This is a genomic window from Streptomyces sp. NPDC045778 (genome assembly GCF_056431945.1).
This window is the reverse complement of sequence record NZ_JBWKJZ010000008.1, coordinates 105885-131688: the sequence shown is the minus strand read 5'-3', so window position 1 is coordinate 131688 and position 25804 is coordinate 105885. Positions and strand designations below refer to the sequence as shown.

General features: G+C 73.3%; 24 protein-coding genes. 5 read left to right on the top strand and 19 right to left on the bottom strand.

The features are described from left to right. Positions 1-4: 4 nt before the first annotated feature. From AC07GB_RS13005 to AC07GB_RS12975, 7 genes are all read right to left on the bottom strand, one after another. Entirely contained in the window at positions 5-3568 is a 3564-nt protein-coding gene (locus AC07GB_RS13005) for a hypothetical protein (protein ID WP_478844557.1), read from the bottom strand. Between the two features lie 14 nt (positions 3569-3582). Beyond that, positions 3583-6249 carry a dynamin family protein gene (locus tag AC07GB_RS13000; RefSeq protein WP_478844555.1) on the bottom strand — a complete coding sequence of 889 codons (2667 nt, stop codon included), beginning with the start codon at positions 6247-6249 and terminating at the stop codon, positions 3583-3585. 251 nt (positions 6250-6500) lie between these two features. After that, complete coding sequence (locus AC07GB_RS12995) at positions 6501-7145, bottom strand: response regulator transcription factor (protein WP_478844553.1); 645 nt, start codon at positions 7143-7145, stop codon at positions 6501-6503. A gap of 12 nt (positions 7146-7157) precedes the next feature. Next, positions 7158-8552: a sensor histidine kinase gene (locus AC07GB_RS12990; protein ID WP_478844551.1), complete on the bottom strand. Its 1395-nt coding sequence runs from the start codon at positions 8550-8552 to the stop codon at positions 7158-7160. A 16-nt stretch (positions 8553-8568) separates the two neighbouring features. After that, the gene (locus AC07GB_RS12985) at positions 8569-9372 is read right to left on the bottom strand and encodes an ABC transporter permease (RefSeq protein WP_478844549.1); all 804 of its coding nucleotides are present in this window, start codon (positions 9370-9372) and stop codon (positions 8569-8571) included. After that, positions 9369-10163 (bottom strand): ABC transporter ATP-binding protein, encoded by a 795-nt coding sequence (locus tag AC07GB_RS12980; protein ID WP_478844547.1) that lies wholly within the window; start codon positions 10161-10163, stop codon positions 9369-9371. The genes AC07GB_RS12985 and AC07GB_RS12980 overlap by 4 nt, the downstream gene beginning before the upstream one ends. A 723-nt stretch (positions 10164-10886) precedes the next feature. Next, positions 10887-11360, bottom strand: coding sequence for a carboxymuconolactone decarboxylase family protein (locus tag AC07GB_RS12975; RefSeq protein WP_478844545.1), 474 nt, complete (start codon positions 11358-11360; stop codon positions 10887-10889). Between the two features lie 316 nt (positions 11361-11676). On the opposite strand from AC07GB_RS12975, the gene sigJ reads away from it, so the two are divergent. Further along, positions 11677-12612 carry an RNA polymerase sigma factor SigJ gene (sigJ, locus tag AC07GB_RS12970; RefSeq protein WP_478844544.1) on the top strand — a complete coding sequence of 312 codons (936 nt, stop codon included), beginning with the start codon at positions 11677-11679 and terminating at the stop codon, positions 12610-12612. Between the two features lie 23 nt (positions 12613-12635). Here the strand turns inward: sigJ and hemC are convergent, their stop codons facing one another. After that, the gene (gene hemC / locus AC07GB_RS12965) at positions 12636-13571 is read right to left on the bottom strand and encodes a hydroxymethylbilane synthase (RefSeq protein WP_478844542.1); all 936 of its coding nucleotides are present in this window, start codon (positions 13569-13571) and stop codon (positions 12636-12638) included. Positions 13572-13747: 176 nt separating this feature from the next. Further along, positions 13748-14212 (bottom strand): SgcJ/EcaC family oxidoreductase, encoded by a 465-nt coding sequence (locus AC07GB_RS12960; protein ID WP_478844540.1) that lies wholly within the window; start codon positions 14210-14212, stop codon positions 13748-13750. A 69-nt stretch (positions 14213-14281) separates the two neighbouring features. Between AC07GB_RS12960 and AC07GB_RS12955 the strand changes: the two genes are divergently transcribed. Continuing rightward, positions 14282-14899: a TetR/AcrR family transcriptional regulator gene (locus AC07GB_RS12955; protein ID WP_478844538.1), complete on the top strand. Its 618-nt coding sequence runs from the start codon at positions 14282-14284 to the stop codon at positions 14897-14899. 31 nt (positions 14900-14930) lie between these two features. Here the strand turns inward: AC07GB_RS12955 and AC07GB_RS12950 are convergent, their stop codons facing one another. The 10 genes from AC07GB_RS12950 to AC07GB_RS12905 all read right to left on the bottom strand — a co-directional run bounded on the left by AC07GB_RS12950 (position 14931) and on the right by AC07GB_RS12905 (position 23610). Beyond that, positions 14931-16475: an MFS transporter gene (locus tag AC07GB_RS12950; RefSeq protein ID WP_478844536.1), complete on the bottom strand. Its 1545-nt coding sequence runs from the start codon at positions 16473-16475 to the stop codon at positions 14931-14933. Between the two features lie 33 nt (positions 16476-16508). Next, positions 16509-18104 carry an MFS transporter gene (locus tag AC07GB_RS12945; RefSeq protein ID WP_478844534.1) on the bottom strand — a complete coding sequence of 532 codons (1596 nt, stop codon included), beginning with the start codon at positions 18102-18104 and terminating at the stop codon, positions 16509-16511. Positions 18105-18217: 113 nt separating this feature from the next. Next, positions 18218-18655, bottom strand: a complete 438-nt coding sequence (locus tag AC07GB_RS12940) for a nuclear transport factor 2 family protein (protein ID WP_478844532.1) — start codon at positions 18653-18655, stop codon at positions 18218-18220. 70 nt (positions 18656-18725) lie between these two features. Next, on the bottom strand, positions 18726-19991 hold the full coding sequence (locus AC07GB_RS12935; RefSeq protein ID WP_478844530.1) for a cation:proton antiporter: 1266 nt from the start codon (positions 19989-19991) through the stop codon (positions 18726-18728). A gap of 4 nt (positions 19992-19995) precedes the next feature. After that, the gene (locus AC07GB_RS12930) at positions 19996-20481 is read right to left on the bottom strand and encodes a cation:proton antiporter regulatory subunit (RefSeq protein ID WP_478844528.1); all 486 of its coding nucleotides are present in this window, start codon (positions 20479-20481) and stop codon (positions 19996-19998) included. 201 nt (positions 20482-20682) lie between these two features. Next, complete coding sequence (locus AC07GB_RS12925; protein WP_478844526.1) at positions 20683-21642, bottom strand: hypothetical protein; 960 nt, start codon at positions 21640-21642, stop codon at positions 20683-20685. Next, positions 21639-22220: an RNA polymerase sigma factor gene (locus AC07GB_RS12920; RefSeq protein WP_478844524.1), complete on the bottom strand. Its 582-nt coding sequence runs from the start codon at positions 22218-22220 to the stop codon at positions 21639-21641. The genes AC07GB_RS12925 and AC07GB_RS12920 overlap by 4 nt, the downstream gene beginning before the upstream one ends. Further along, positions 22198-22476, bottom strand: coding sequence for a hypothetical protein (locus tag AC07GB_RS12915; protein WP_478844522.1), 279 nt, complete (start codon positions 22474-22476; stop codon positions 22198-22200). The genes AC07GB_RS12920 and AC07GB_RS12915 overlap by 23 nt, the downstream gene beginning before the upstream one ends. 223 nt (positions 22477-22699) lie before the next feature. Then, positions 22700-22966 (bottom strand): hypothetical protein, encoded by a 267-nt coding sequence (locus tag AC07GB_RS12910; protein ID WP_478844520.1) that lies wholly within the window; start codon positions 22964-22966, stop codon positions 22700-22702. 131 nt (positions 22967-23097) lie between these two features. Then, positions 23098-23610, bottom strand: a complete 513-nt coding sequence (locus AC07GB_RS12905; RefSeq protein ID WP_478844518.1) for a DUF6174 domain-containing protein — start codon at positions 23608-23610, stop codon at positions 23098-23100. A 465-nt stretch (positions 23611-24075) separates the two neighbouring features. Between AC07GB_RS12905 and AC07GB_RS12900 the strand changes: the two genes are divergently transcribed. The 3 genes from AC07GB_RS12900 to AC07GB_RS12890 all read left to right on the top strand — a co-directional run bounded on the left by AC07GB_RS12900 (position 24076) and on the right by AC07GB_RS12890 (position 25794). Next, the gene (locus tag AC07GB_RS12900; protein ID WP_478844516.1) at positions 24076-24648 is read left to right on the top strand and encodes a GNAT family N-acetyltransferase; all 573 of its coding nucleotides are present in this window, start codon (positions 24076-24078) and stop codon (positions 24646-24648) included. Between the two features lie 106 nt (positions 24649-24754). After that, positions 24755-25216, top strand: a complete 462-nt coding sequence (locus AC07GB_RS12895) for a hypothetical protein (RefSeq protein WP_478844514.1) — start codon at positions 24755-24757, stop codon at positions 25214-25216. 149 nt (positions 25217-25365) lie between these two features. Next, positions 25366-25794, top strand: a complete 429-nt coding sequence (locus AC07GB_RS12890) for a hypothetical protein (protein ID WP_478844512.1) — start codon at positions 25366-25368, stop codon at positions 25792-25794. Positions 25795-25804: the final 10 nt, after the last annotated feature.

Sequence of the window (25804 nt, the reverse complement as noted above, 5' to 3'; positions counted from 1 at the left end):
GCGGTCAGTGCCCGCCGTTGAACGGATCGCGCTCGGCGATGTACGAGGCCTTCGTGTCGCTCATGTCCACCCGGAACACCGAACCCGGCGCACCCCACATCCCGGCCAGCGAATCGGCCCTCCAATAGGGGACCGGCGCCCGGTGCACCCGCAGCCGCCCCTGCTCGTCGAGCGTCGCCACGTACGAGACTCCCTCCTCGGCCTCCACCGCTTCCGTGCCGTACGCCCCTTCCGTGCCGCTCCGCTCGGGCACGGACACGACGCCCAGCAGATCCCACTTGCGGTCGGGCTCGCCGGGATAGCGCACGTAGAACGACCAGCCGTCGTACGGGGGCGGGCCGATCGGACCGCTCGTCATGCCCCGCACCGCCCGCGCGCGCGGCCCCGCGCCCCGCACCCGGAACACCTCGTCGAAGCGCGGCGGCTCGACTTCCGCCGCGGCGGGGCGACGGGGGTCCCGCGGGAGGCTGAAGACGACCACGCCCTTGTCGGGGCGGTCCCCGGCCACCCGGTTGTCGGCGACGATCTCGATCGGCACCCACGGGCCGCCGGGCGCGCCGCCGAGGTCGACCTGGACCGGGGCAGGGCCGTCCACCTCGTACTGCGGCGCCCCGCGCGCGAGGTGCACGGCCAGGTCGAGGTCGGCGTTCACCTCCACCTGGAACCTCGCCTCGCGGGTCCACTCCGCCATGTTCAGGCTGAACTCGGGCTCCTGGAGCCGGGCCCAGGCGTCGGGGTCGAAGGCGCCCCACTCCTTCCAGCCGGTGCCGATGTTGCGGTGGATGCGCAGGCTCGCGGGCAGGCTCTGCCACTTGCTGCGCACCGCCCAGGTGCCGCCGGGCCCGATGGGGCTCAGGCGCGCGCCGACCCGGAGCAGGGCGTGCGTGGGGTCGTTGGCCGCCAGCTGGTACGTCGGCCCGAAGTCGCACGGCAGGTAGTAGCTGAGGTTGTCCACCTCGATGCGCAGCACGTACCGGCCGCGGCCGAGGACGCCCCGGGCGTTGCGCACGGTGTGCGCGAAGCGGCGCACGTGGTGGCCCCAGCAGGCGCCGATGGACGTCGCCTTCTTGCCGTACTCCTTCTCCACAGCGATGCCCGCGGGGTTCCAGCGCACCTCGCTCTCCTGCCGCAGCCGCCGCTCCAGGGCGTGGCGCACCAGCGGCATCCGGCTGCTCTTGCCGGTCAGGAAGATCCGGTCGAGTTCGCTGGCCGTCACGATGTTCTTCGTGAGGGCCACCACGAGATCCATGATCTCCTGCAGGTCAGGGGCGAGGAGTTCCGCGAACGTCTTGGCGTCGAGCACCGGCGTCCACGCGCCGCCCGCCGCGCCGTTCGCGCCCCCTGCCCCGAGCCGGCCCAGAAGCGCCTCCAGGGTCTCCGGCAGCGGCTGGTACGCGGCCTCGCCCGCGCCGAGCCGGAACTTGGCGTCCTCGGCGAGCTGCCACAGCAGCCAGAACGTCTGCTCCGCGTCCTCGCGGGACGCCGTGACCACGGTGTCGGCGCTCCAGCGCGTCGGCACGACGCGGTCCACCAGGTCCGCCGGATACCCCTCGATCTCGGGGTCGCGGTCGAGCAGGGTGCGCGGCACATAGCGGCCGTCGACAGCGTACGGGCTCTTGAGCGAGCCCACGACGTGCTCGAACCGCTCGGCCTTGCCGGTGAGCAGATGGTCGGCGAAGGCGGCCTTGTACCAGCGGAAGAGGCGCAGCGTCATCAGGTCCCCGCCCAGCTGGAGGTGCCCGGTGGACCCGAGCAGCGTGGGCGTGAGGACGTACAGACGGCCGGTGAACCTCGGGTCCTGCCCCGGCACCGGGTCCGGCGTCGCGTCTTTGAGGCGCAGGTTGATCAGGGCGAGGTCCGTGGTGCCGCCGCCGATGTCGATGACCAGGACGTTCTGCTGCCAGGCCCGGTCCGTGCCGGGCAGCGGGCGACAGCGCGCCCGGAACGCCTCGACACCGGCGACGAAGTCACCGCCGAAGTCCCGCATGATGAAGAACAGCGCGGCGGCCACCGCCTCGTCGAACTGGGTGTCCACCAGCGTCACGCCGAGTCCGTCGCCCGCGCCGTCGGCCCCCGTGCCGACCAGCTCCCGCAGCCTGCGCCGCACACCGGGCGGCGCCACCGTCGGGTACGTCATGACGACGTGGTCGAGCCTGCCCTGGTGGAACTCCTTGGGGTTGGCGGCGAGATAGTCGTCGGTCTGGTCGAGCAGGTAGCGCAGCCCCTCGCGGATCAGGTCGTCGGCGGTGAAGGGTTCGAGGCCGGGCATCTCGTGATCGCGCCCGAGGTACTGCTTGACGCCCCGGTAGGACTGGGTCCTGCCCGTGGGCAGTCCGCCCACCGGGACCCGCTCCTGACCCATCCGCACGCGCAGCTCCGGGTCGGTGGCGACCACCTCGATGCGGCTGGCCAGCTCCGTGCCGCCGGACTGGTCGAGGTCGACGGAGAACAGCCTGAGCACGTCGAGCGGCAGCTCGTCGAAGGCCCGGTGGTAGCACTGGTGCAGCAGCGGGGCCGCCGCCCGGCGCAGCCGCTCGTCCCGGGAAGCGACCCGCAGTTCGAGCGCGGTGTACAGCGCGTGCACCCAGCCGTCGCCGCCGTACCCGCTCTCCAGGGCGTCCGCGAGCGCCTGCCCATCGCTCGCCCCGGCGCGCGGGGCGTCGCCGTCCGTGAGGTACTGCCGCGCGACGTCGGAGAGCAGCTCGTGCCACTGCCCCCGCTCGCCGGCGCACGCCTCCGGATCGGCGAGCAGCCGCATGAGTTCCTCGCGCAGGCGCGCCTCCTGGTACCGCGACATGGCGCGTACGTCGAGCTGGCGCATGTCGTGGACGGTGACCGTGGAGTTCGTGGTGCCGAAGTCCACCGCCGCGAAGCCGAAGTGGCGTACGGCGCCCTCCGGCACCCGGTGCGGGCCGGAGCCGCCGGGTGCGGCCGTCGCGGGGGCCCGGGGCGGGACCACGGGAGGCGTGTTCGGAGTGGAGCTGGACGCGGGGTGCGCGGGGGCGTGCTCGGGGGGCTTGCCTGCCGTGGGCGGCGACCACAGATGGGGGTCGTACCACTGGCCCGAGCCCGAGCCCGAGCCCGAGCCGGAGGCCGGCGTGGCGGTGGCCGGGAAGGCCGGCGGGGACGGTGGGATCGGCGGCGGCACGGCCATGTCGAGGCGGAGCGTGGTGGTGACCTCGGTCGTCGCCCGCGGGGTGCCCACGGGCCGTCCGGTGGCCGGATCGATCTCGTGATGCGTGAAGCGGACGATCAGCGGCAGCACGGTCCGGCCCAGCGGCTCGGCCAGCGCCACGGCACCGCGCGCCCGTACGGTCGTCGGCACGCGAACGACCTGGCCCTCCACCGACCGGAACGCGCCGACGAGCGCGGAGTCGTCGAGCACGGGCAGTCCGGGGTTCGTGCGCAGCACCTCGGCTCTGCTGACGACGACACCGCCGCCGCTCGGCCGCAGCTCCACGTCGGGCAGCTGCACGGCCGACAGCGGGCCGAGCAGGGTGAATCCGCCGCCCTGGGCGTCCGCCACACAGGACGGCCCCGAGGTTACGAAACGGGCGTGCAGTCCCATGGCGTCTCCGTGGGTCAGGCCGTGCGCGGGGCGGTGGGCGCTGTGGTGGGTGGCGTGGTGGTGGGGCTCTTGACGGTGGACATCCGCGCGCCGTGGGGCGTCCCGGGGTGCGCGGCCGACCGGGGCGGGGGCATCGCCTCCAGGCGCGCCGCCAGGTCCAGTGGCGCGGCGCCCTGGGCCGCGCCCTCGGCCCGCAGCCCGGACAGGAGCAGCTCGGGCGTGTCGGTGGCGTTCACGAACCGCTCGCCCTGGGCCAGGGCCTTGCCCGCCTGCCGCGCGAACTCCGCCTGATGGGCCGCCAGATGGCCGTGCACCAGGTCCACGAGGGCGGCGACCAGCTCGCGCCGCATCCGGACCACATGCGCGACGTGACGCTCCAGCGGGTCCCGGTCCTCGGGCTGGTCCGGATGCCACGGGAAACAGCGGTCGAGCCGCAGCGGGAAGCCCGCGTCGACGTCCGCCGGATCCGGCTGCGGAGGCACCGTCTGCCGCAGCTCGGCGCGGTACCACTCCGGGTTGGTCGTGGCGATCAGCGCGCCGAGCCGGTCCCGGCGCGGCGCGGGCAGCACACCGCGCCGCTGCTCCTCCGCGGTGATCTCGATCCAGCCCCGGCGCAGGTCCTCCAACGTGCCGGCGTGGTCGTCCAGCCGCTCCTCGTACGCGGCCCGGATCCGGTCGTGGACGAGGGCCAGGAGTGCCTCGTGGGACGCGCGGAACGCCACGAGGAGTTCCTCGGGGCCATCCGGAATGCCCGGGGCCGGATCGCTCTCCGCGGTGGCGGACTCCTGGCCGAAGATACCGAGGAGCGCCAGTTCGTCCCGCACGTGCTGGGCGAAGTCCGCGTCGCCCTCGGTGGCGTGCGGCGCCACGACCAGGTGCCGCTCGCGGTCCACCGCCGCGAACAGCTCCTTCCACTGCGGCCACGCGGCGACCGCCAGGGCGGCCTCGTCGACCAGGAACCGGCGCAGCGCGTCGTCGCCGCGCGCCCCGTCCGTGGCCCGCTCCAGGACCAGGACCTCGCGCAGCGCGGCCAGCGCCTGCCGCGTGGCGTGGAGGGTCCGCTGGATCTCCTGGTAGGCGGGCGGGTACTCCACCCCCGGGTGCGCCGAGCGCTCCGCGGCGATCAGCGCGAGCCGGGCCCGGTCCACCGCCCCGGCCCGGCGGCGCACCGCGCCCGCCTTGAGGGTGCCGCCGTGCTCCCGGGCGTGCCCGGTGAGTTCACCGCGCAGCAGCCGGAGCCCGCCGTCCTGGGTGTACGCCCGCAGCGCCCGGATCAGCTGGCTGCCCGGGGCATCCGCTTCGAGCCGGTCGGCCACGCGCGCCCACAGGCCGGTCAGCGCCGGCTGACCGGTGGTGTCGTCGCCCGCCTCGCGCACGCGGGTGCGCAGCGCGTCCGCCCCCTCGCGGCCGAGGGTTCCGGATGCGCGCAGCGCGGCGAGTCCCACCATGGGGGATACCAGGACGAGCTGCTTGTGCTGCCCCGCCGGCAGCAGCGACTGCGCGGCCTCGACGACCTTGTCGAGCACCGCGGTGTCGGGCTGGCCGCGCAGCCGTCGCTCCGTCAGGGGCTCGGGGGCGTCCAGGAGCGCCGCCCGCAGCCCGGCGGCGTCGTCGATCGGCAGCTGGTCGAAGCGGCCGCCCGCGACCAGGATGCTCTCGCGCAGCTCCTCGTCCGACCTGCGGTCCCGGCCGTCCGCCGTGGGCTCGCGCAGCATGTCGAAGAAGTCCTGCTCACTGGCCACGGGCCCGCGCTGGGCGTTCATCAAAACCAGGACGGTGTGGATGTCGCGCAGCTCGCGACGGCTCAGGAACCGGTCCCGCTCGCCCGACTTGGGGCTGTTCAGGCCGGGGAAGTCCATCAGCGTGAGCGCGCCCACGTCCGCCAGGTCCCACACGGCCCGCGGCACCCGCACCCGCAGCTCGATCCTCCTGATCAGCGGTACGCACGCGGTGAGCACGTCGTCCGGGATCCGGCCGCCCGGCGCCACCGTGCTGTGCCTGTCCCAGCCGCCGCCCCGGCTCTCCGGCACGCCGGGAAGCGACATGGCCTGCTTGGCCTGTGCGTCGGACAGGTCGTAGCGTCGCCCGAGCAGGGGCGCGCCCTCTTCGTACGCGTCGTGCAGCAGCAGGGTCTCCGCGGCCACCGCGCTCATCTTGGAGCCCTGCGCGGAACGGCCGTACCGGCGGCACCAGTCCACCAGCGGCTGCCACCCCTCGGAGCCCGGGCGTGCCGTGCGCAGCTCACCGAGCCCCCGCTCGCCCAGACCCTCCAGGCCCGCCAACGCCTGGAGCCTGCCGTGCAGATGTGCCATCAGCTCGGCTGTCTCGGGCGCCGTGCAGTAGACGACCGCGCGCTCTTGCAGCGTCGGCGGCTCGCTGTCGCCGGACTGGTCGATGCGGATGGCCGTCACGTTCCCGGTGGTCGGCACGTGGCTCACCGACAGGAGGCCCGGCATCCCGAGCAGCGCCTCGATCAGCAGCGATTTGCCCGCGCTGAACTCCCCGACCACACCGATGGCCAGCGGATCACGTGCCTCCCCGAGCAGATGGGCGACGGCCGAGCGGAACTCCGCCCGCCGGGACACGAGCGCTTCCTCGTCCGTGCCCTGTGCCGGTGATCGCTCCAGGGCTTCGAGCATGCCGACCGCCCACTGGGCGTACATGTCCGTGCCGGCGCCCATGACAGCGGGCCTCCCCCCTGCGCCGCCCCCTCACGTGGTGCCGCCGGTCTTCAGAGACCGTGACAAACCGCCGCAGTCGGCGCTCAGGGCAATGTCCCGCGAAACGCCCCCTTGGGCAACAGGATGTGCCAATTTCCCTGAATTCGCGCGGAGTTGTACTTGGTGAGCATCCGCCGGGAACCTCCGCGCATGGCCACGCCTCGCCAGGGCCCCCGCACTCCGGCATAGGGGGCGTCGGGTCTGGGCCTCCGTCAGGCCCGCAGATGGCGGAGCACCGCGAGCACCCTGCGGTTGTGGTCGTGCGAGGCGGGCAGCCCCAGCTTGTCGAAGACCGCCGCCACATGCTTCTCCACCGTGCCCGCCGACACCACGAGGGCCTGCGCGATCGACGCGTTCGAATGGCCCTCCGCCATCAGTTTCAGCACCTCCCGCTCCCGCTCGGTCAACCGCGCCAACTCCGCCGCGCGATGGCTGGCGCCCGCGAGCTGGGTCACGACTTCCGGGTCGAGTGCGGTGCCGCCTGCCGCCACGCGCTCCAGGGCATCGGTGAACTCCGCGACGTTGGCCACCCGGTCCTTGAGCAGATAGCCGACACCTGCCGAGCCGTCGGCGAGCAGCCGCGTGGCGTACTTCGTCTCCACGTACTGGGAGAACAGCAGCACCCCCGTGCCTGGGTGGGCGCGGCGGATGTCGATCGCGGCCCGCAGGCCCTCGTCGGTGTGCGACGGCGGCATCCGGATGTCGACGACGGTGATGTCCGGCCGGTGCTCGGCCACCGCGGCGCGCAGCGCCTCCGCGTCACCGACAGCGGCACACACCTCATGGCCCCGCTCCGCGAGCATCTGGGCCAGCAGTTCCCGCAGCACGGCGGCGTCCTCGGCGATCACGACACGCATAGCTGCATGCTCTCACGCGTGCATCGGCAGCTCGACGACCGCTGTCGTCGGTCCGCCCTCGGGGCTGTGGACGACGAGTCGGCCGTCGACGGGCCGCACCCGCTGGACGAGGCCGCTGAGTCCGCTGCCCGCGCCGATCGTCGCGCCGCCCCGGCCGTCGTCGACGACCTGGAGCCGCAGCATCCCGTCGTGGCACTCGTCCACCGTGAGGATGGCCTGGGTGGCGCCGCTGTGTTTGATCACGTTGGTGAGCAGTTCGGCCGCGCAGAAGTACGCGATGGTCTCGATGGCGGGGGTGGGGCGCCGGGGTACATGGGTGGTGAGGTCGACCGGGATGCTGCTGCGGGCGGCGAGCGTGGCGAGTGCGTCCGGCAGACCGTCGTCGAGCGCCGGCGGGTGCAGGCCCCGGGCGAGGTCGCGCAGCTCTGTGAGTGCCTCGGTGGCGTTGCGATGGGCCCCCTCGACGAGTTGCCGTACACGGGCCAGGTCGAGGGAGTCGGCGGTCGGCTCGGCTCTGTCCCCCGTGTCCGGCCCGCCGAGCCGCTCCTTGATCATGTCCAGGCTCATGGCGACTGCGACGAGCCGGACCTGTGCGCCGTCGTGCAGATCGCGCTCCACGCGGCGCAGCAGTGCCACCGAGTCGTCGACCGCGAGGGCACGGGTCTCCTCCAGGTCACGCACCCGGTCGGCCAGCCGGCTCGTGCCGAGCAGGGCGCGCAGCAGCCAACGGTCGGCCTCCACCACCAGCCGGGTCGGCCACGGCGCGAGCACCAGCAGCGCCACACCGAGCGCGAGCGCCGCGAACGTCCCGGCGAAGGTGTCCACTTCGAGGCTGCCGACGGGGATGGGTGTGAGGACGGGCATGCCGCCCACGTCGCCGGAATCGGGCTGCTGACCGAAGACCGCCCATCGCAGGGGCGCCGTGACGTTGACCAGACCGGTCAGCCACCACAGCACCGCGTACATCCCGAGCGCGCTCACCGGCAGTTTCACCAGGACGTACGACACGGCGCGCCATCCCGTGCCGTCCCGCAGTCCCGCGTCGAGCCGTCCGAAGAGCCCCGTGCCTGCTTGCGGTGGCTCCAGGGCGGGCAGCCGCTCGCCGAGGAGGCCGGAGGCCATGCGCCGGTGCACCGCACCGAGGGCCCGCGCCAACCGCACTCCCGTCACCAGGATCAGGATGCCGACGACGGCGCCGAGCAGCGACACCGTCAGGCCCGCGCCCAGGGCGAGCAGCACGGTCAGGACGACGCCGCCCACCAGCCCGAGCGGAAAGGTGAGCAGGCAGTACGCGGCCTCTCTCCAGGCACGCCGGGCGAGCGGCGCCCGCAGGACGGCTCGGAGGAAGGAACGCGCCGGGGTGGCGGGGGAGGGAGAGCGGGGGGTGGCCGCGCTGGTGTCGTGCATGGTGATCATTTTCCTGTCAGGCGTCGCGCCGGGCCAACAGCCGCGCGCCCACACCGAGGACGACGACCGTGTACAGGCACAGGACAGCGAACCCGGTCCATGGGGCGAGCATGTCGGAGACGGGCTTGGCGACCGCGAGGGAGTTACCGGCGATCATGGTCGGGAAGTATTTGGCGACAGTGGGGCCCGATATGCCGCCGATGAGCGCGGGCAGGACGAAGGTGACGCCGACGAGCGAGGCGATGGCACTCGCCGTGTGCCGGGTGATCGCGCCTATTCCCAGGCCCATCAGGCCGATCATGCCCAGATAGGCACCGGACATCAGCACGGCCCGCAGGACACCGGAGTCACCGAGGCCCGGCCTTGGCACCCCGTCGGCGAGCGCGGCGCGCCCCACGAGGAATGTCAGGAAGGCGACGGCCTCGCCCACCAGGAGCACCACTCCGCCGTACACCGACGCCTTGGCGGCCAGGAGCAGGCGGCGGTCGGGGACCGCTGCGAACGTGGAGCGTATGGACCCGGAGGAGTACTCCCCGGTGATGATGAGGACGCCGAGGACGCCGATGAGCAGTTGGCCGAGGGCGACACCCGCGAGGACGTTGTTCGTCGGGTCGAAGGTGGCTGCCTTGTCCGGCGACGGCGCCTTGGTGTTGGCCATGGTGACGATGCCGATCGCGACCATGCCGACCACGGTGAGCAGCAGCGCGTAGAACGAGGAGCGCAGTGTGCGCAGCTTGACCCACTCCATGTGGGCGGCTTGCCGGAAGCCGTAGCCGGGGGAGACGCGGGCGGGGGTGGTGAGGGGGGTGAGCGTGGTCATCGCGGATTCCTCTCGGTGTCGGCGGGCTCGGTGACACCGCGGGGTCGCTGGGGAGCTTGGGGGAGCGGGTGGGTGGTGACGCCGCGGTATCCGGCCGAGCCGCTGGTCAGCTCGAAGAACGCCTCTTCGAGCGAGCGGCCGTCCGCGGTCAGCTCCCGCACCGAGGTGTCGGCGAGCAGTCTTCCCTGTCCGATCACCACCAAGTGGTCAGCGGTGAGCGCCATCTCGCTGATGAGATGGCTCGACAACAGGACGGTGCGGCCTTCGGCGGCGAGAGAACGCATCAACTCCCGGATCCAGCGCACGCCTTCCGGGTCGAGGCCGTTCACCGGCTCGTCGAAGAGGAGCACCTCCGGGTCGCCCAGGAGTGCGGCCGCTATCCCCAGACGCTGGGCCATGCCCAGCGAGAATGTCCCCGCCCGCCGCCCGGCGACGTCGCTCAGGCCGACGGCGCCGAGCACCTCGTCCACCCGCGCCCGCGCGATGCCACCGCCTGCCGCGAGCGCCGTCAAATGCGCCCGCGCGCTGCGGCCCGGATGGAAGGTGCGAGCCTCCAGGAGCGCCCCCACTGTGTGCAGGGGCCAGCTCAGCTCTCCGTACCCACGTCCGGAGATACGGGCCCAGCCGGTGTCGGGCTTGTCCAGGCCCATGATCATGCGCATCGTCGTCGACTCGCCCGAGCCGTTCGGCCCGAGGAAGCCCGTGACCGCTCCGGGGTGCACCTCGAAGCTCAAGGCGTCTACGGCCGTGGTCGGCCCATACCGTTTGGTGAGCCCTTGGACCTCGATCATCACAACTCCTGCGGCAAGCCCGGCCAGCGCCCGGCGTGGTCAACACACCTCACGCTAGGCCGCCCACCAGCACCGCAGGAACGGTGATTTTCCTCCGACTGACCTGGGGGTTTTCCCCCAGACGACGGCCCCCACGCCCCGAGCACCCGGTGCCGCGAGTGCCCGGCCGACGAGTCCCCTGGCGCCCCGAGCACCCGGCCAACGAACCCCCTGCGTGCCGCTCCCGCTCGTGTGGGTGATGGACGAGCGTGCGGCAGGGGCCTAACGATCCGGAAGTGTCCGGAATGATCCGGAAGTGTCCGGACGAGTATCGGTGACCTGTGTGCTCGCCCTTGGTCCCACCGGCCTGGCCCAGACGGGCGGCGCGACCGGGTCGAGAGTGGCCGCCGAGGCCCGAGAATCCGCCTGCCCGCCGCCCGGCGGCGGACCCTGCTACTCGAGTACTACGACAACAACGGCCTGCGCACCATCGAGTTCGACCCGGAGGTCGGCCGCTGCTACAACACCTCCGGCGCCATCCGTGGGACCAACAAGACCAACCGCACGATCCACCTGTGGCCCACCAGCAACTGCTCCGGCAGCGCGACCGCACTGGTCTCCCCTGGCTTCTCGTGGAACGACCCGTTCCACACCTACTACTCGTTCCGGCCGATCCGCTGACACCGGGACCGGGCGGGCGCGGGGCCCGGCGGAAGCCGATGCCCCGCGCCCACCCGGGCTGTCTCAGCCGAACTGCCCGACCTGGTAGTCACCCCCAGGGTGCCCGGTGATGACGTTCAGGCGGTTGAAGGCGTTGATGACGGCTATCTCCGTGACGAGGGCGGCGAGCTGGTCCTCGTCGTAGTGCTTGGCCGCGTTGGCCCACGCCTCGTCGGTGACACCGCCCGCCGCGTCGGCGATGCGGGTGCCCTGCTCCGCCAGCTCCAGTGCGGCACGCTCGGCCTCGGTGTACACCGAGGCCTCTCGCCACGTGGCGAGCAGGTTCAGACGCGTGGGGGTCTCTCCTGCCTGCGCGGCCTCCTTGGTGTGCATGTCGACGCAGAAGCCGCAGCCGTTGATCTGGCTGGCGCGCAGCGCCACCAGCTCCCGGACCGCGGCGGGCAGGGAGGATTCCGCGAGCACCTTGCCCGCCATGGCGAGGTGCTTGATGGCCTTGCCCGATACCGGGTTGGTGAGGAAGTCGAGACGGGCTTCCATGATGATCTCCTTGGTACGCGCGGCAGTCGGGCCGCGCCGTATCGATGAGCCGGTGTGCGCGGGATCGCGTTCGTCCCACGGGTGCGAGCCGTGCCCGCCCCACATGTCCGACGAGACAACCGCGTGAAATGTGAGGTGCCGCTCCGATCTCACATTTCGGCGGGCTGTTTCGTCGTACTGACAACAGCTGTACTGACGACAGCTGTACTGACGGCAGCCGCACTCACGCAGCCGTACTGATGGCAGCGGTACCGATGGCGGTACTGATGGCAGCCGTACCGACGACCGCACACCCGCCCGAAGGAGCAGCGACACCATGAAGACCCCGTACGAGTCCGAGGACGACCGGCTCGACCCGAGCCTGAGCGCGATCATGAGCGAGCGGCGGCAGCTGATCAATGTCGCGTACCGGCTGCTCGGTTCGCTCGCCGACGCCGAGGACGTCGTACAGGAGACGTACGCCCGCTGGTACGCGATGTCGCGGAAGCAGCGGGAGGAGATCGCGTCACCCGGGGGCTGGTTGACAAAGGTCGCGAGCCGGATCTGCCTCGACCTGCTCGGCTCGGCGCGGGTCCGGCGTGAGAGCTACGTGGGCGAGTGGCTCCCGGAGCCGGTGCCCGACCACAGGGAGTGGGCCGACGCGCGGTCAGGAGGCAGGGCGGCCGACCCGGCGGACCGGGTCACGCTCGACGAATCGGTCAGCATGGCGTTCCTCGTGGTGCTGGAGTCGATGACCCCGGCCGAGCGCGTGGCGTTCATCCTGCACGACGTCTTCCGCTACTCCTTCGCAGAGGTGGCCGAGATCGTCGGCAGGACACCGGCGGCGTGCCGTCAGCTGGCGTCGTCGGCGCGCCGCCGCATGCGCGCGTCGGACGCGCCCGCGGCGACCACGGCGGCACAACGGGCCGACGTCGTCAGGCGGTTCAAGGAGGCGTGGGAGGCCAAGGACATCGCCGCCCTCGTGGGCCTCCTCGACCCCGGTGCCGTGGGGCTCGCGGACAGTGGCGGCCTGGTCAGCGCCGGGCCGCCGGCCGTGGGCAGCGAGCAGGTCGCGCGTCAGCTCGTCGACCTGATCAACCGGGTGCCGGACCTGATGCTCGTGGAGCGGACGGTCAACGGCCAGCCCGGTCTGGTGGTCGAGCACGAGGGCGTCGTCGCGTCGGTGGTGGCGTTCGACGTCGCGGGGGACCGGATCAGCCGCTTCTGGTCGGTGCGCAACCCCGAGAAGCTCAGGCCCTGGACGAAGGGCTGAGGCGCGCCGCACCGCCCAGTGGGTCAGTGCGCGATCGAGTCGATCAGCTCCCGCGCCCCTTGCCGCAGCAGCGTCACGGCCACCGAGGTGCCGAGCGTCGCCGGGTCGAGGGGGCCCGCCCACTCGTGGGCGTTGAGGACCCGCTTGCCGTCGGGCGTGAAGACCCGCGCGCGCAGCGACAGCTCGCCGCCCGCGTCACAGCGGGCGTACCCGGCGATCGGCGAGTTGCAGTGCCCCTGGAGCACGTGCAGGAACATCCGCTCGGCCGTGGCCTCGCGCCAGGTGTCGCGGTCCCCGAGCCCGCTCACCAGGTCGATGGTCGCGACGTCGTCCTCGCGGCACTGGAGCGCGAGGATCCCGGCGCCGACAGGCGGGCACATCGTGTCCACGGACAGCACCTCGGAGACCAGGTGCATCGAGTCGATCCGCTCCAGGCCGGACACGGCGAGCATCAGGGCGTCGGCCTCGCCCGCCGCGAGCTTTTGCAGCCTGCGGCCCGCGTTGCCGCGCATCGGCACGCACGTCAGATGCGGGTGGGACGCGGCGAGCTGGGCGATGCGGCGCACCGACGACGTGCCGATCCGGCTGCCCGGGGGCAGCTGGTCCAGGGTGAGACCGTCCGGGTGGATGAGCGCGTCGCGGATGTCGTCGCGCTTGAGGAACGCGGCGAACGTCGTGCCCTGCGGCAGCGGCCGGTCCGCGGGCACGTCCTTCACACAGTGCACGGCGAGGTCCGCCTCGCCGGCGAGGAGTGCCGCGTCGACCTCCTTGGTGAACGCGCCCTTCCCGCCGAGCTGCGCGAGATCGCCCATCCAGCGGTCCCCGGAGGTCGTCACGGGCAGGACCTCGGTACGGACCCCGGGGTGCAGGACGGCGATTTCGGTGCGTACGCGCTCGACCTGGGCCAGGGCCATGGGGGAGGAGCGGGAGACGATGCGGATCAGCTCGGGAGCGGACATGACGTACACGATAGGCCCTCGCGGGCACGGACCCGGCACCGGCGTGCGTCCAACTGGGCTACGGGACCCGGCGGTTGGCGGAGGCGAACCGTCCGCCTCCGCCGCGCCCGGCGCACGGACCCGGCCGCTTAGGATCAGGGCCGTACGCCGGAGCGCGGTGCGGAGGGCGGCCGGGGCTAGGAGCCGTCGGGCTCGTGGGAGCCCTCCCTGCGCCACTCCTGCGGAGACCGGCGGGCCAACTCCTCGTCGTCGCGCGCGAAGTCCGCGAGGTCCATCCGCCCGCTGTTGTGGAAGGCCAGGATCTCCCCGTCCCGCACGATCTTCGTCTGGACCGCCTGCCATTCGCCCGCGCGCGGCCCTGCGGGGACGTGCAGGGTCGTGGTGGTGTGCAGCAGCAGAAGGCCGTCCGCGAGCGGGCGGCTGTCGAGGACCCGGATGGCGAACCGGCTGCCCCGATAGATCGTGTCGAAGATGTTCTGGTGCTCCGCGGCGATCACGTCCCGGCCGTGCTGGACCCGGCCCACCACGTCGACGAAGACCGCGTCCTCGGTGAAGTGCGCCGCCCAGGCGGCACCGTCGCCCTCGTTCCACGCCCGGGCCATCCCGGTGAGCAGCTCGTCCACGGACCTGGAAATGGTCATGACGACTCCATTCCTGCTAGCTTAGAACTCGGATCCATTAAGTAGAACGACGTTCCAAGTGGAGCATACATGCCAGTGGACATCCCCGGCGTCGTCCGGTTGCGCGACAGGCGTGAGGCGCTGACGCTCCGCACGGTCCTCGGCGCGGCCCGCGTCCTGTTCGCCGAGCGGGGTTACGCGCGTACGCCGATCCGGCTCATCGCCCAACAGGCCGGTGTCGCGCCGCAGACCATCTACGCCCACTTCGGCTCCAAGGCGGGCGTCCTCATCGGGCTCGTCGACCTCCTGGACGACGAAGCGGGCATCCCCGATCTCCTGGCCGCGTCGGAGGGGGAGACAGACCCGGTCGAACTGCTCGGCATGCTCGCCAAGGTCGCCCGTCAGGTCAGGGAGCGCTGCGGTGACATCGTCACCATCCTTGGATCGGGCGCTGCGGTCGACCCCGACATCGCGGCGACGCAGGCGGAGGCGGGGCGGCGGCACCGGCTCGGCGTCGAGGCCACCGTCGGCCGCATCCGGGCGGCAGGCCACACCGTCGACCCCCGTGCCGCCGACATCCTGGTGGCCCTGCTGAGCGCCGGCGTGCATGACAGTCTCGTCACGGAGGCCGCCTGGTCCTACGACGAGTACGAGGCCTGGCTCAAGGACGCGCTCGCGACCGCCGTGCTGCGCCGTACGCAGACCTGAGTCGCCTGCCCTGCGCGGGCCGGCGGCTGTCCTACGCGGGCCGACGCCCGCCCTCGTCCCCCTCCCCGCCACACGCCCCCGGCTCCAACGGCGGTGCCGACACCGCCACATTGGCCTTGCAGTGCGGTGCGTTGCCCGGCCCGGCGTGCCAGTCCGCGGGGCGCGGCCGGACGAAGGCCACCGCCGCGAGCGCCGCGAGGACGAACAGGCCCGCGCAGCCCCACGCCGCCTTGCCGAAGGCGGTGTCCAGCGCGTCGGGGTCCGCGTACGCCGTGCCGCTCAGGCCCACGGCGAGCGGCAGGCCCGCGACCACGAGGAGCTGGGCGATGCGGGCGGCCGTGTTGTTGACACCGCTGGCGAGGCCGGCGCGGGAGGCGTCCACCGACGCGAGCACCGTCGCCGTCAGGGGCGCCACGAACACGCTCATGCCCACGCCCAGGACGACGACCGCGGGCAGCACGTCGGCGGCGTACGAGGAGCCGGGGCCGATCCGCAGCATCAGCAGGACCCCGGCGGCCGCGACGAGCGGGCCCACGGTGAGCGGCAGACGCGGACCGGCCCGCCGGGCCAGGTCGCCCGCCGAGGCCGAGAGGAGCAGCATCAGGACGGTGATGGGCAGCGTCGCCGTGCCCGCTTGCAACGCGTCGTAACCGAGGGTCGTCTGGAGTTGGACGGGCAGCAGGAACAGGATGCCGCCGATCGCGGCGTACAGGCACAGCGTCATGACGTTCGCCGCGGAGAACAGGCCGGAGCGGAACAGGCCTAGCGGCAGCATCGGGTCGTGGCGCCGGTGCTCGACGGCCAGGAAGGCGGCGCCCGCGAGCAGGCCGCCGAGCCCGGGCAGGACGCTCGCGGTGACCGACGCGTCGCCGGACGCGCCGATCAGCGCGAAGCTCACGCCCGCCAGGAACAGCGCGGCGAGCACGGCGCCCGGGACGTCGAACCGCTGGGTGGCGGCGTGTTCGTCGCGGCTCTCCGGCACGTGCCGGGCCGCGACGAGGACGACGGCGGCCAGCGGGATGTTGATGAGGAAGATCCAGCGCCAGCCCGGTCCGTCGATGAGCCAGCCGCCGAGGAAGGGGCCCACCGCCCCGGCGACACCGCCCAGACCCGACCAGGCGCCCACCGCCTTGGCCTGGTCCTCGGCGCGGAAGGAGGAGCGCACCAGGGCCAGAGAGCCGGGGGTGAGGAGCGCGCCGCCCACTCCCTGGAGGGCGCGGGCGGCGATCAGCGTGCCCGCGTCCTGAGCGAGCCCGCACAGCGCGGAGGCCAGCGCGAACCACACCACGCCGACGACGAGTGTGCGCCTGCGCCCGATGCGGTCGCCGAGCGCCCCGCCGAGGAGCAGCAGCGCGGACAACGTGAGCATGTAGGCGTTGACCACCCACTGGAGGGCGGAGAGCGAGGCGTCGAGGTCCCGGCCGAGGGTGGGCAGGGCGACGTTGACGACCGTGCCGTCCAGCAGCGCCATCCCGGAGGCGAGCACCGCGCACCCGAGGACCCAGCGGCCGCGCGGTGAGGCCAGGGCCACACCGGCGTCGTCGGCGGGCGCCGCGGCGGGGGAAGGCGTCGTCATCGCCGGCCTCGCTCCCCGCTCATCCGCGCCCGTTCACATGTGGACCGCGCCTTCGCTCAGGTGCCCGCCCGCCGGACGGCCCCTGCGGTACAGGACGAAGGTCACCACCATGCCGATCGCGAAGAAGAGGGCCGACCACCAGTACGCCGTCTCGTAGCTGTGCATCTGCGCCTGGGCCTGGACGGCGGGCGTCGGCTTCCTGCCGGTCAGATAGTTGGTCGCGGCGCTGGTGGCGAGGGTGTTGAGCAGTGCCGTTCCGATGGAACCGCCCACCTGCTGGGTGGTGTTGACCATCGCGGAGGCCACCCCCGCGTCGTGCGCGGCGACACCCGCTGTGGCCATGCTCATCGCGGGGGCGAAGATGAGGCCCAGGCCGAGGCCCATGACGAGGAGCGGCGGCAGCACGTGCGCGCCGTAGCCGCTGCTCGTGCCGAGCGACGTCAGCCAGACCATGCTCGCCGCCGAAAGGCCCATGCCGAGCGGCACGATCGGCTTGGCGCCGAACCGTGGCACGAGGACGTTGGTGGTGAGGACGGACACCACGACCATCACCGCGACCATCGGCAGGAACGCCAGGCCGGTCTTGATCGGTGTGTAGTCGAGGATCTGCTGCATGTAGTACGTCAGGAACAGGAACACGCCGAACATGCCCGCGCCGGAGATGAACATGGCGAGGAACGACGCGCCGCGGTCCCGGTCGAGCACGACCCGCAGCGGCAGCAGGGGATGCGCGGCCCGCGTCTGCCACCAGGCGAACGCGGCGACGAGCACGGCACCGATGACGAGGAAGCCCCACGTCATCCAGTCGCCCCAGGCGTGCGTCTCGGCGTTGGAGAAGCCGTAGACGATGCAGAACAGGCCCGCGGAGACCAGCAGCGTGCCGGGCACGTCCAGCTTCGGCCGGTCCGGGGGCGCCCCCGGGTGCAGCAGCCGGGCGCCGCCGATGATGGCGACCGCGGCGAAGGCGAGGTTCACGTACAGACACCAGCGCCAGTCCAGATACTCCGTCAGGACGCCGCCGAGCAGCAGTCCCACCGCCGCGCCCGATCCCGCGACGGCGCCGTAGATGCCGAAGGCCTTGGCGCGCTCGCGCGGATCCGTGAACGTGGTGGTGAGCAGCGAGAGCGCGGCGGGCGCGAGGAGCGCTCCGAACACGCCCTGGAGGGCGCGGGCGATGACCAGCATGGTGAAGCTGCTCGCGGCGCCGCCGAGGGCCGAGGCGAGCGCGAAGCCCGCGAGCCCCGCGATGAAGACGGCCTTGCGGCCCACCAGGTCCGCGATGCGCCCGCCGAGCAGCAGCAGGCTGCCGAAGGCGAGGGCGTAGGCGGTGACGATCCACTGCCGGTTGCCGTCGGAGAAGCCCAGGTCGCGCTGGGCGGACGGCAGCGCGATGTTCACGATCGTCGCGTCCAGGACCACCATGAGCTGCGCGATGGCGATGACCGCGAGGATCAGCCAGCGGTGCTCGTGCTTGCCGCCCGCGTGGTACGCGGTGTGCGCCGGGGGCGGGGCGGCGGCTTCGGCCGACCGCGGCGTCGGGTCCGCCGTGTGGGCGATCGGCTCCGCCCCATGGGGCAGCGGGTCCGGGGTGTCCCGCGGCGCGGGCTCGGGGCCGGGCGTGTGGTCCATTGGTGGCCTCCAGACCCCCCGCCTCGAAAGACACCCCCGTCACACGCTAAGCGCCCCGCTCAGGCGCCGCGACCTGGGCGGGGAGGCGGTGGGGCGGGCTCGCACCGCGTCGCTCACCGCCCGGCGAAGGCCTTGGCGACGGCCAGCGAGTCCTCGTACACGTGGTGCCGGGTGACCAGGCCGTCCTCGACGGTCAGGTGCAGGGCGAACCGGGCCCGGTAGGCGCGCCCGGTGGGCTTGGCGGTCTGCCGGATCTCGCCGAGCACGACCGCGTCCCGGCCGTCGACGAGGATCCGCTCGATGCGCGTGTCGGCCTCGCCTGGTACGTGGTAGGTGGCGAGCTGGCCGTAGTGCGCCGCGACGTCGGCGCGCGTGGACCGGCGCCGGATCCAGGGCGTGTCGGCGCGCCCGTGCTCGGCGTCGGGCCAGTCGAGCAGCCAGTCGACGCGCGGCGCGTACAGGGCGGCGGTCCGCCGCGGGTCCCCCTCGCCGATCCTGCGCAACAGCTCCTGGACGGTCGCGCGCGTGGCCGTGGACGTGTTCTCGCTCATGTGGCTCCTCCCCAGGTCACGCCGCGCGCCCTGGCGGCGCGCGGCGTGCTCGACAGTGTCGGGGGCGGCCTCAGTCGACGTCGATGACCTCGGAGGTAAGCGGCTCGGCCACCGGAGCGCTCTCCTCGGGCCGCTTGACGGGGGAGGGCTGCGGCGCCCGCCCCTGGACGTCCCGGCGCCGGGACAGGCCGCCCGCGAAGGCCGCGAGGGGCTCCACGAACCGGGCGGTGAGCGGCCCGACCACCACGAGGATCAGGACGTACGCCGTGGCCAGCGGCCCGAGTGACGGCTCGATGCCCGCGGAGACCGCGAGGCCCGCGATCACGATGGAGAACTCGCCGCGCGCCACGAGCGCGCCGCCCGCCCGCCAGCGTCCCTTGACGGAGATGCCGGCCCGCCGCGCGGCCCAGTACCCGGTGGCGATCTTCGTGCAGGCGGTCACGACGGCGAGCGCGAGGGCGGGAAGCAGCACCGGCGGGATGCTCGCCGGGTCGGTGTGCAGACCGAAGAAGACGAAGAACACGGCGGCGAACAGGTCGCGCAGCGGCGCGAGCAGGGTGTGCGCGCCCTCGGCGGCCTCGCCCGACAGCGCGATCCCGACGAGGAACGCGCCGACGGCGGCCGACACCTGGAGCTGCTGGGCGATGCCCGCGACCAGGATGGTCAGGCCGAGGACGACCAGGAGCAGCTTCTCCGGGTCGTCGCTGGAGACGAAGCGCGAGATGAGACGCCCGTAGCGCACCGCGACGAAGAGCACGGCGCCCGCCGCGCCGAGGGCGATGGCGAGGGTGAGCCCGCCCGCGGCCCAGCCGACCCCGGCGAGGAGGGCCGTGATGATGGGCAGGTACACGGCCATGGCGAGGTCTTCGAGGACCAGGATGCTCAGGATCACCGGGGTCTCGCGGTTGCCGAGCCGCCCCAGGTCGCCGAGCACCTTGGCGATGACGCCGGAGGACGAGATCCAGGTGACCCCGGCGAGGACGACCGCCGCGACCGGGCCCCACCCCATCAGGAGCGCGGCGACGGCGCCCGGCACCGCGTTGAGCGCGCAGTCGACGATCCCGGCCGGGTACTGCGTCTTGAGGTTGCTGACCAGATCGCTGGCCGTGTATTCGAGGCCGAGCATGAGGAGCAGCAGGATGACGCCGATCTCGGCGCCTATGGCGACGAACTCCTCGCTGGCGCCGAGCGGCAGCACGCCGCCGGTGCCGAACGCGAGCCCGGCGAGGAGGTACAGCGGGATGGGGGAGAACTGGAACCGCCCGGCGACCCGGCCGAGCAGGCCGAGCGCGAGGATGATGGCGCCGAACTCGATGAGCAGGACAGCAGAATGCACGCGCTCACTCCCTGCCGAGTATCGTCGCGGCGCTCTCCACACCCTCGCGGGTGCCGATCACGATGAGGGTGTCCCCGCCCGCGAGCCGGAAGTCCGGCGCGGGCGACGGGATGGCCTCCGCCCGGCGCAGCACCGCCACGACCGACGTGCCGGTCTCGGTCCGCAGCCGCGTCTCGCCGAGCAGCCGCCCGTTCCAGTGCGAGCCGCCGGCGATCTCGACGCGCTCGGCGACCAGGCCGAGGTCGGTGGTGTGCAGCACCGTGGAGCACTGCGGCGCGGGAAGCAGCGCGTCACCGAGCGCCGCCGCCTCCCCCGAGGTGAGCCGGAGCGACAGCGCGCAGGCGTCCGGGTCGTCCGACCGGTAGGCGCTGAGCGTGCGCCCGCCGTCCCGGTGCGCCACGACGGAAAGCCGTCGCTGTTCACGCGTGGTGAGGTCGTAGCGCGTGCCGATGCCGGGCAACGGGGTTCGGCTCAAACGTGAGGCGGACACAGCTCTCCCTTGGTGCTGGTGGAGTGACTTCTGGTGCTGGTGGGGTGACTTCGTGCTGGTGGGTGGCTTCGTGTTCATGCCACCCTATCGGTCCGGATTTTGCCGTTCCTTGGCCGGTACTTGGTGGTACGCGGAGACAGGGGCGGTCTGAGGGAGCGGCCGGGGGCGCCGCGAGGGGCGGTGGCCGCGTCGAGGACCGCCCTACGTGTCCGCGGACACCACGCTGTCGTACGGCTCCGCCGCGACGACCAGCACGCCCCGCTCCCCGCCCACCGGCAGTGAGGCCCGGCGGATCAGCGGCTCCCACTCGGCGGGCCACGCGGTGGTCGCGTCCCACTTGATGCCCTCGAGGCGCACGCCGTCGAGCCGCGCCTCCCGGAGGTCGGCGCCGACGAAGTCCGTGCCGGCCCGCTCCACGTCACTGATGGCGCGGCACAGGGCCACGGCCTGGTCGTGCGCGTCCGCCAGGTCGTCCACCAGGTCCTGCGCCACGAGGTCGGCGCCCAGGTAGCCGGGCGCCAGCTCCTCGTCGAGCAGCAGGCGCACGTCCCGTACCGCACGGACGAGCTGTTCCGCCCCCGGCGCGAGGAAGTCCTCTACAGCGGCGGTGTAGTCGCTGCCGATCACGGGCGACGCGCGGCGCCGGGGCGCGGGCGGGAGCCGCACCTGGGCAAGGCGCGCGTCCAGCCGACGGGCGGACTCGCGGGCCCCGACGGGCGCCGTGCCCGCCTCCAGGAACTCCGCGAGGCGCCGCGCCTCGCGCAGCGCCGCCCGCAGCGAGTCCAGGAGGCCCACAGGGCCGAAGGCGCGGGCAATGCGCAGTGCCTCCAGGCGGTACTTCAGGCGCACGGCCGCGGGCCTTCGCATCAGCGCGTTGTCCGCGGGCGCCACCGGTCCCTGTGCCGCCCTCGGCTCCCCGGCGGCTCGGGCCTCCCGGTCGAGCCGCGTGGTGACGGCGAGTCCGGTCTGCCGGTACGTGGTGGCGAGCATCCGGTCCAGGGCGAGGTCGGGGTCGCGCAGCTCGGGCGGGCCGCCCTGCCCCATGATGCGGTCGTGCACGGCGATGCCGACGCGCCGGTGGGCGGCGGCCAGCAGGGCGTCGAGCGCGCGCCCGGCCTCGCGCGCGCCGTCGCGGCCCGTCGTCCCCGCGCCGGGACTCATCGCTGCCCCTCGCGCACGGCGCCGGCGCCGCCGCCCGCCAGGCCGAGGCCTGCCCGCAGCGCGGCCCTGGCCCGCGCCAGGTTCTGCCGGACGGCGGCCTGGGTCGTGCCCATCGCGCGAGCGCTCTCCTGCGTGGTGAACCCGTCGAGGTGCCAGGCCATGGCGGCCCGCTGCTTGGCGGGAAGCCCGAGCAGCAGGGCGGTGACGCGCCGGGCCTCCTCGCCGAGTTCCGCCGCGTGCGCGGGCGTCTGCCACCGCACGAGCACGCGCGGCTCCGGTGGCTCGGCGCAGCTGTCCTCCAGGCGGACCTGCTGCGCCACCCACGAGCGCCAGGCCACCGCGCGCAGCCAGGCCTTGGGGTAGCGGATGGCCACGCCCGGCGCGCACATCTGCGTGAACGCGTCCTGCGCGGCGTCCTGCGCCTCGCTCCAGGAAGCTCCGTGGAACAGCAGGAACCGCACCAGGGCCGGGTACTCCGTCTCGTGCAGTTCCTCGGCCAGCTCCCGCCCGGGCAGCGCGACCGTGTCGGCCTCCAGGGGCCGCGGCGGGCTCAGCTCAGCGCTCGCGGTCTCCTCCACGACGGCCACCCCCGATCGCCGGGGCCGAGGGACGGCCAGGACGCGCCGCGACCCGGGGGGGCGCGTGCCGCGCCGTGGCGACGACCTGTATGTCATGGCCGTCGCGGGACTCCCGCAGCGACGCCCACGGGGCGGCGCAGCGCACCCGCTCGGTCAGGGCCTCCTGGGTGATGCGTGCCAGCTCCACCTCCCTGCCGAGCCACTGGCGGACTGTCTTCACCACGCCGCTGACGACACTGACGAGCACTGTCGTCACTGCCCCGGCCACCACAGGATCCACGCGCGTGCCCTTTCTCGTCCCCGCGCCGCCACCGCGCGGCGCCGCACGCTCAACAGTGGCGTTGTAGCGGAGAGTTGTGACATGGCGCTGGTCACCTCACGGTGGCGCCTGAAGGCGCGGGGCGACGAGGGGCGGGAGGCTGGCACACGAAACGCGGCGCCCCAGTCTCCTGGGGCGCCGCGTCGTCGCGCGCGGGACGTCAGAGAGCGCCCGCGCCCTTCGCGACCTCACTGGCCTTGCCCGCGGCCCTGGTGGCGTCGGCCTTCTTCAGCTTCCCCGCGGTCTCGTCCACGGTGCCGACGACCTTCTTCACGTCGACGGCGTCGAGCGGGGTCTTGTTCCCGGTGACGGCGGTGTCCAGCAACTGCTGTCCTCCGCCCAGCGGTTCGGCGGCGACGGCGGGAGTCACGGCCCCGAGGGCCAGCGCGACGCCGACGACACCGACGGCGGCCTTGGCGATCTTCACGATCGTTCTTCCTTCCCGGCAGCGGCGGCCTGCGGAATACGACGGCCATGCCGTCGGAGCGTCAAGGTCGGACACTCATCTCGCCCTGCCGCAACACGTAACACCTCCTCGACCGGAAAGGTGACCGTTCGTCACCCGTTCGGCTCTGCTGCGCCGAGCGTCCTGTAGGCGCTGATGACGTACAGGGCCTCGTCGTCGATCGCGGCCTTCTCCCAGTCCAGGGTGATCCGCTTCGGGTGTCCGTCGGCCGCGTACTCGACCTCGGCCGTGTGCGCCTTCTCGCGCCTGGCCTGTTCTGCCTCCTTCAACAGCTCACCGATAGTGGGTACTTGGCCGGGCAGGTCCTTGACGACGCGACGCCCGCTGTCGTCGAGGCCGACCGCCTCGCGCACCTTCCCGTCGCGCACCGTGACGCGGAAGGTCCCGATGAGGGACCGCTCCCCCTCACCCGACCTGAGCGTGTACGCGTAGAAGGAAGGCTCCTTCCAGCCGGTGCCGCCCGTCGACGGGTCGGGCGCGGGCCGCGCCTTCGTCACGTATCGGGAGGGCTCGTCCCCACAGGCGGCGGTCGTGCCCAGCACCCCCACGACCAGGACGGCGGAAGCCAGGAAGCGGACGGGAAGACGAGGGTGTGCGGCGGTCATGTCGGCCCTTTCGACGACGGATACCGCTATGACGCCGACAGGGCGGGGAACGTTCGAAGCGCGCGCGGGGTGGTGCCGCCGGGCGTACGGCGGTGACCGGGCCTTGCCCGGTCACCGCCCTGCACGCCGTGTCCGCCGCCGACGTCATCCGTACCCACGGCCTGGGCCCCAGCACCTGTGAGCGACCCGAGCCGCGCGAGCGGGGTGGCGGCGCGCGGGCGCGACAGCGCGGCTGTGCTGTCCGCAACCACTCGAAACTGACAGCCGTAGGCCTTTCTACCGGCTCCGCGAGAGGCCGCCCGTGCCCGCGCGGAGCCTTTCTCTGCCCGCTTGTGACCGGGAGAGAGCCCTCGCCCCCGGTGTTCAGCCGGGCGGGGGGACCGGCGCGCGGCGGACAACTGCCCGTTCCGGCTTGCAGTTCGCCCGTATCGTGCCCGTCTGCCGGTGGCATGACATCGTGGGCCCATGGTCATCAAGGTGCGCCCGGCGTCGGCCTTCGAGGACGTCCGCACGCTGCTCGGCCCGAAGTCGCCGGGGGCGAACGTCTGCTGGTGCCTCAGCTACCGCATCCCCTCCAAGCTCAACAACGAGCTGCGCGGCCCCGCCCGGGGCGAGTACGTCGCCGAGCTGTGCCGCGCCGACCCGCCGCCCGGAGTGGTCGCCTACGACGGTGACGAGCCGGTCGGCTGGGCCGCAGTGGCGCCGCGCGCGGCCACCTCGTTCGCCCGCAGCCGGAAGATCCCGCACGTCGACGACCTGCCGGTGTGGTCGCTGTGGTGCGTCCGCGTGCGCCCCGGCCACCGCAAACAGGGCATCTCGCATGCCCTGATCGCCGGCGCGGTCGAGTTCGCCCGCGACCGGGGCGCGCCGGCGATCGAGGCGTACCCGCTCGACAGCGGAGACGCCCGGGTCGACCTCACCATGGCGTACGCCGGGATCCGCAAGAACTTCGAGCGGGCAGGGTTCACGCACGCCGCCGACACCACCTCCGTGCTGGCGGGGCACCCCCGGGTCCTCATGCGGCTGGACCTGCGCTGACCTGGCCGACCACGGCTGTGTAGTGGATTCGGTCATTTGCCTGGCGCGATGACGCTGTTTCGGGGGAGTTGAAGGAGTGACGCCCGGGGCTGGCTAGGATCACGGCGTGGTTACGGTTTGGTCACCCCGGCGCATGGCGCGGGCCCGTGCCGCGGCGCGTCCCGGTCCAGGGACAGGTCCGCTGCTGCGGCTCCTGGCGCTCGCCGTGCTGCTGTTCGCCGTGGCCCTCACGCACGGGGCGAGCCCCGACAACGCGGGCGCGCACCTGGTCACCAGTGCCGTGTCCGTGCCGAGCACGGCCGAGGTCCCGCCCGCCGGCAAGGCGGAGCCGTCCGCCCTCGGCACCGCTGACGTACGCCACCAGGACCACGGCCCCGCGCATCCGGACGAGCAGTGCGCCTCCGGACAGCCCGCCCAGGGACCGGCCCTCGCACCGCCCTGCCTTGCGGCCTCCGTCGGGCAGCCGGACGCCCCCGGGCACCCGTCCGCCGTGCGGGGCTCCGGCGCGGCCGAGTACACGGTCACGCCGTCCGTGGCCGTCAAGACATCCGTGGTCCACCAGGTTTAGCCCGCGACACCGGCCCCCCTGCCCTCCCGTCCATGACGGCGGGAGCGGCCGTCGCCGGTGGCCGCTCGCTTCCCCCCACCCCCCACTCACATCCGTCGCCCGCTCCTGAACGGCCGCCGCCGTCCAGGAGACGTGCGACCGGAGGACCCGTGTCCGTACCCACCCGCCTGCCCGCCCGCCCCCGGCGGGTGCGCCCACAGTGGCGGCGAAGGGCCACCGCGCTCGTGCGCGGCAGTCTGCTCACCGTCATGGCGCTGTGCGCCCTCGTGCACGGACCGCTCGACGAGAACCGCGGCCCCGCGCGCCCGCCCGCCGCGGCCCCCCTCGCCGCTCCCCCCACCCAGGACGCCGCGCCCCACAGCCCCCACCAGCACCACGGCTCCGAAGAGTGCGCCCCGGACGGACCCCTGCGCACCCCCGCCGCCCCGGTGGACCAGCCACCCACCGGAGCAGGCACCCTCATGGCCGCCGCGGCCCTTCCCGTCCTCGGCGGGCCAGGGCCCCGCAGACCGCAGCGGCGCCGAAGAACACGTACGGGCAGGACAGCCCTCGTCCGCACGGCCCGGTGGCGCATCTAGACCGCTCGCC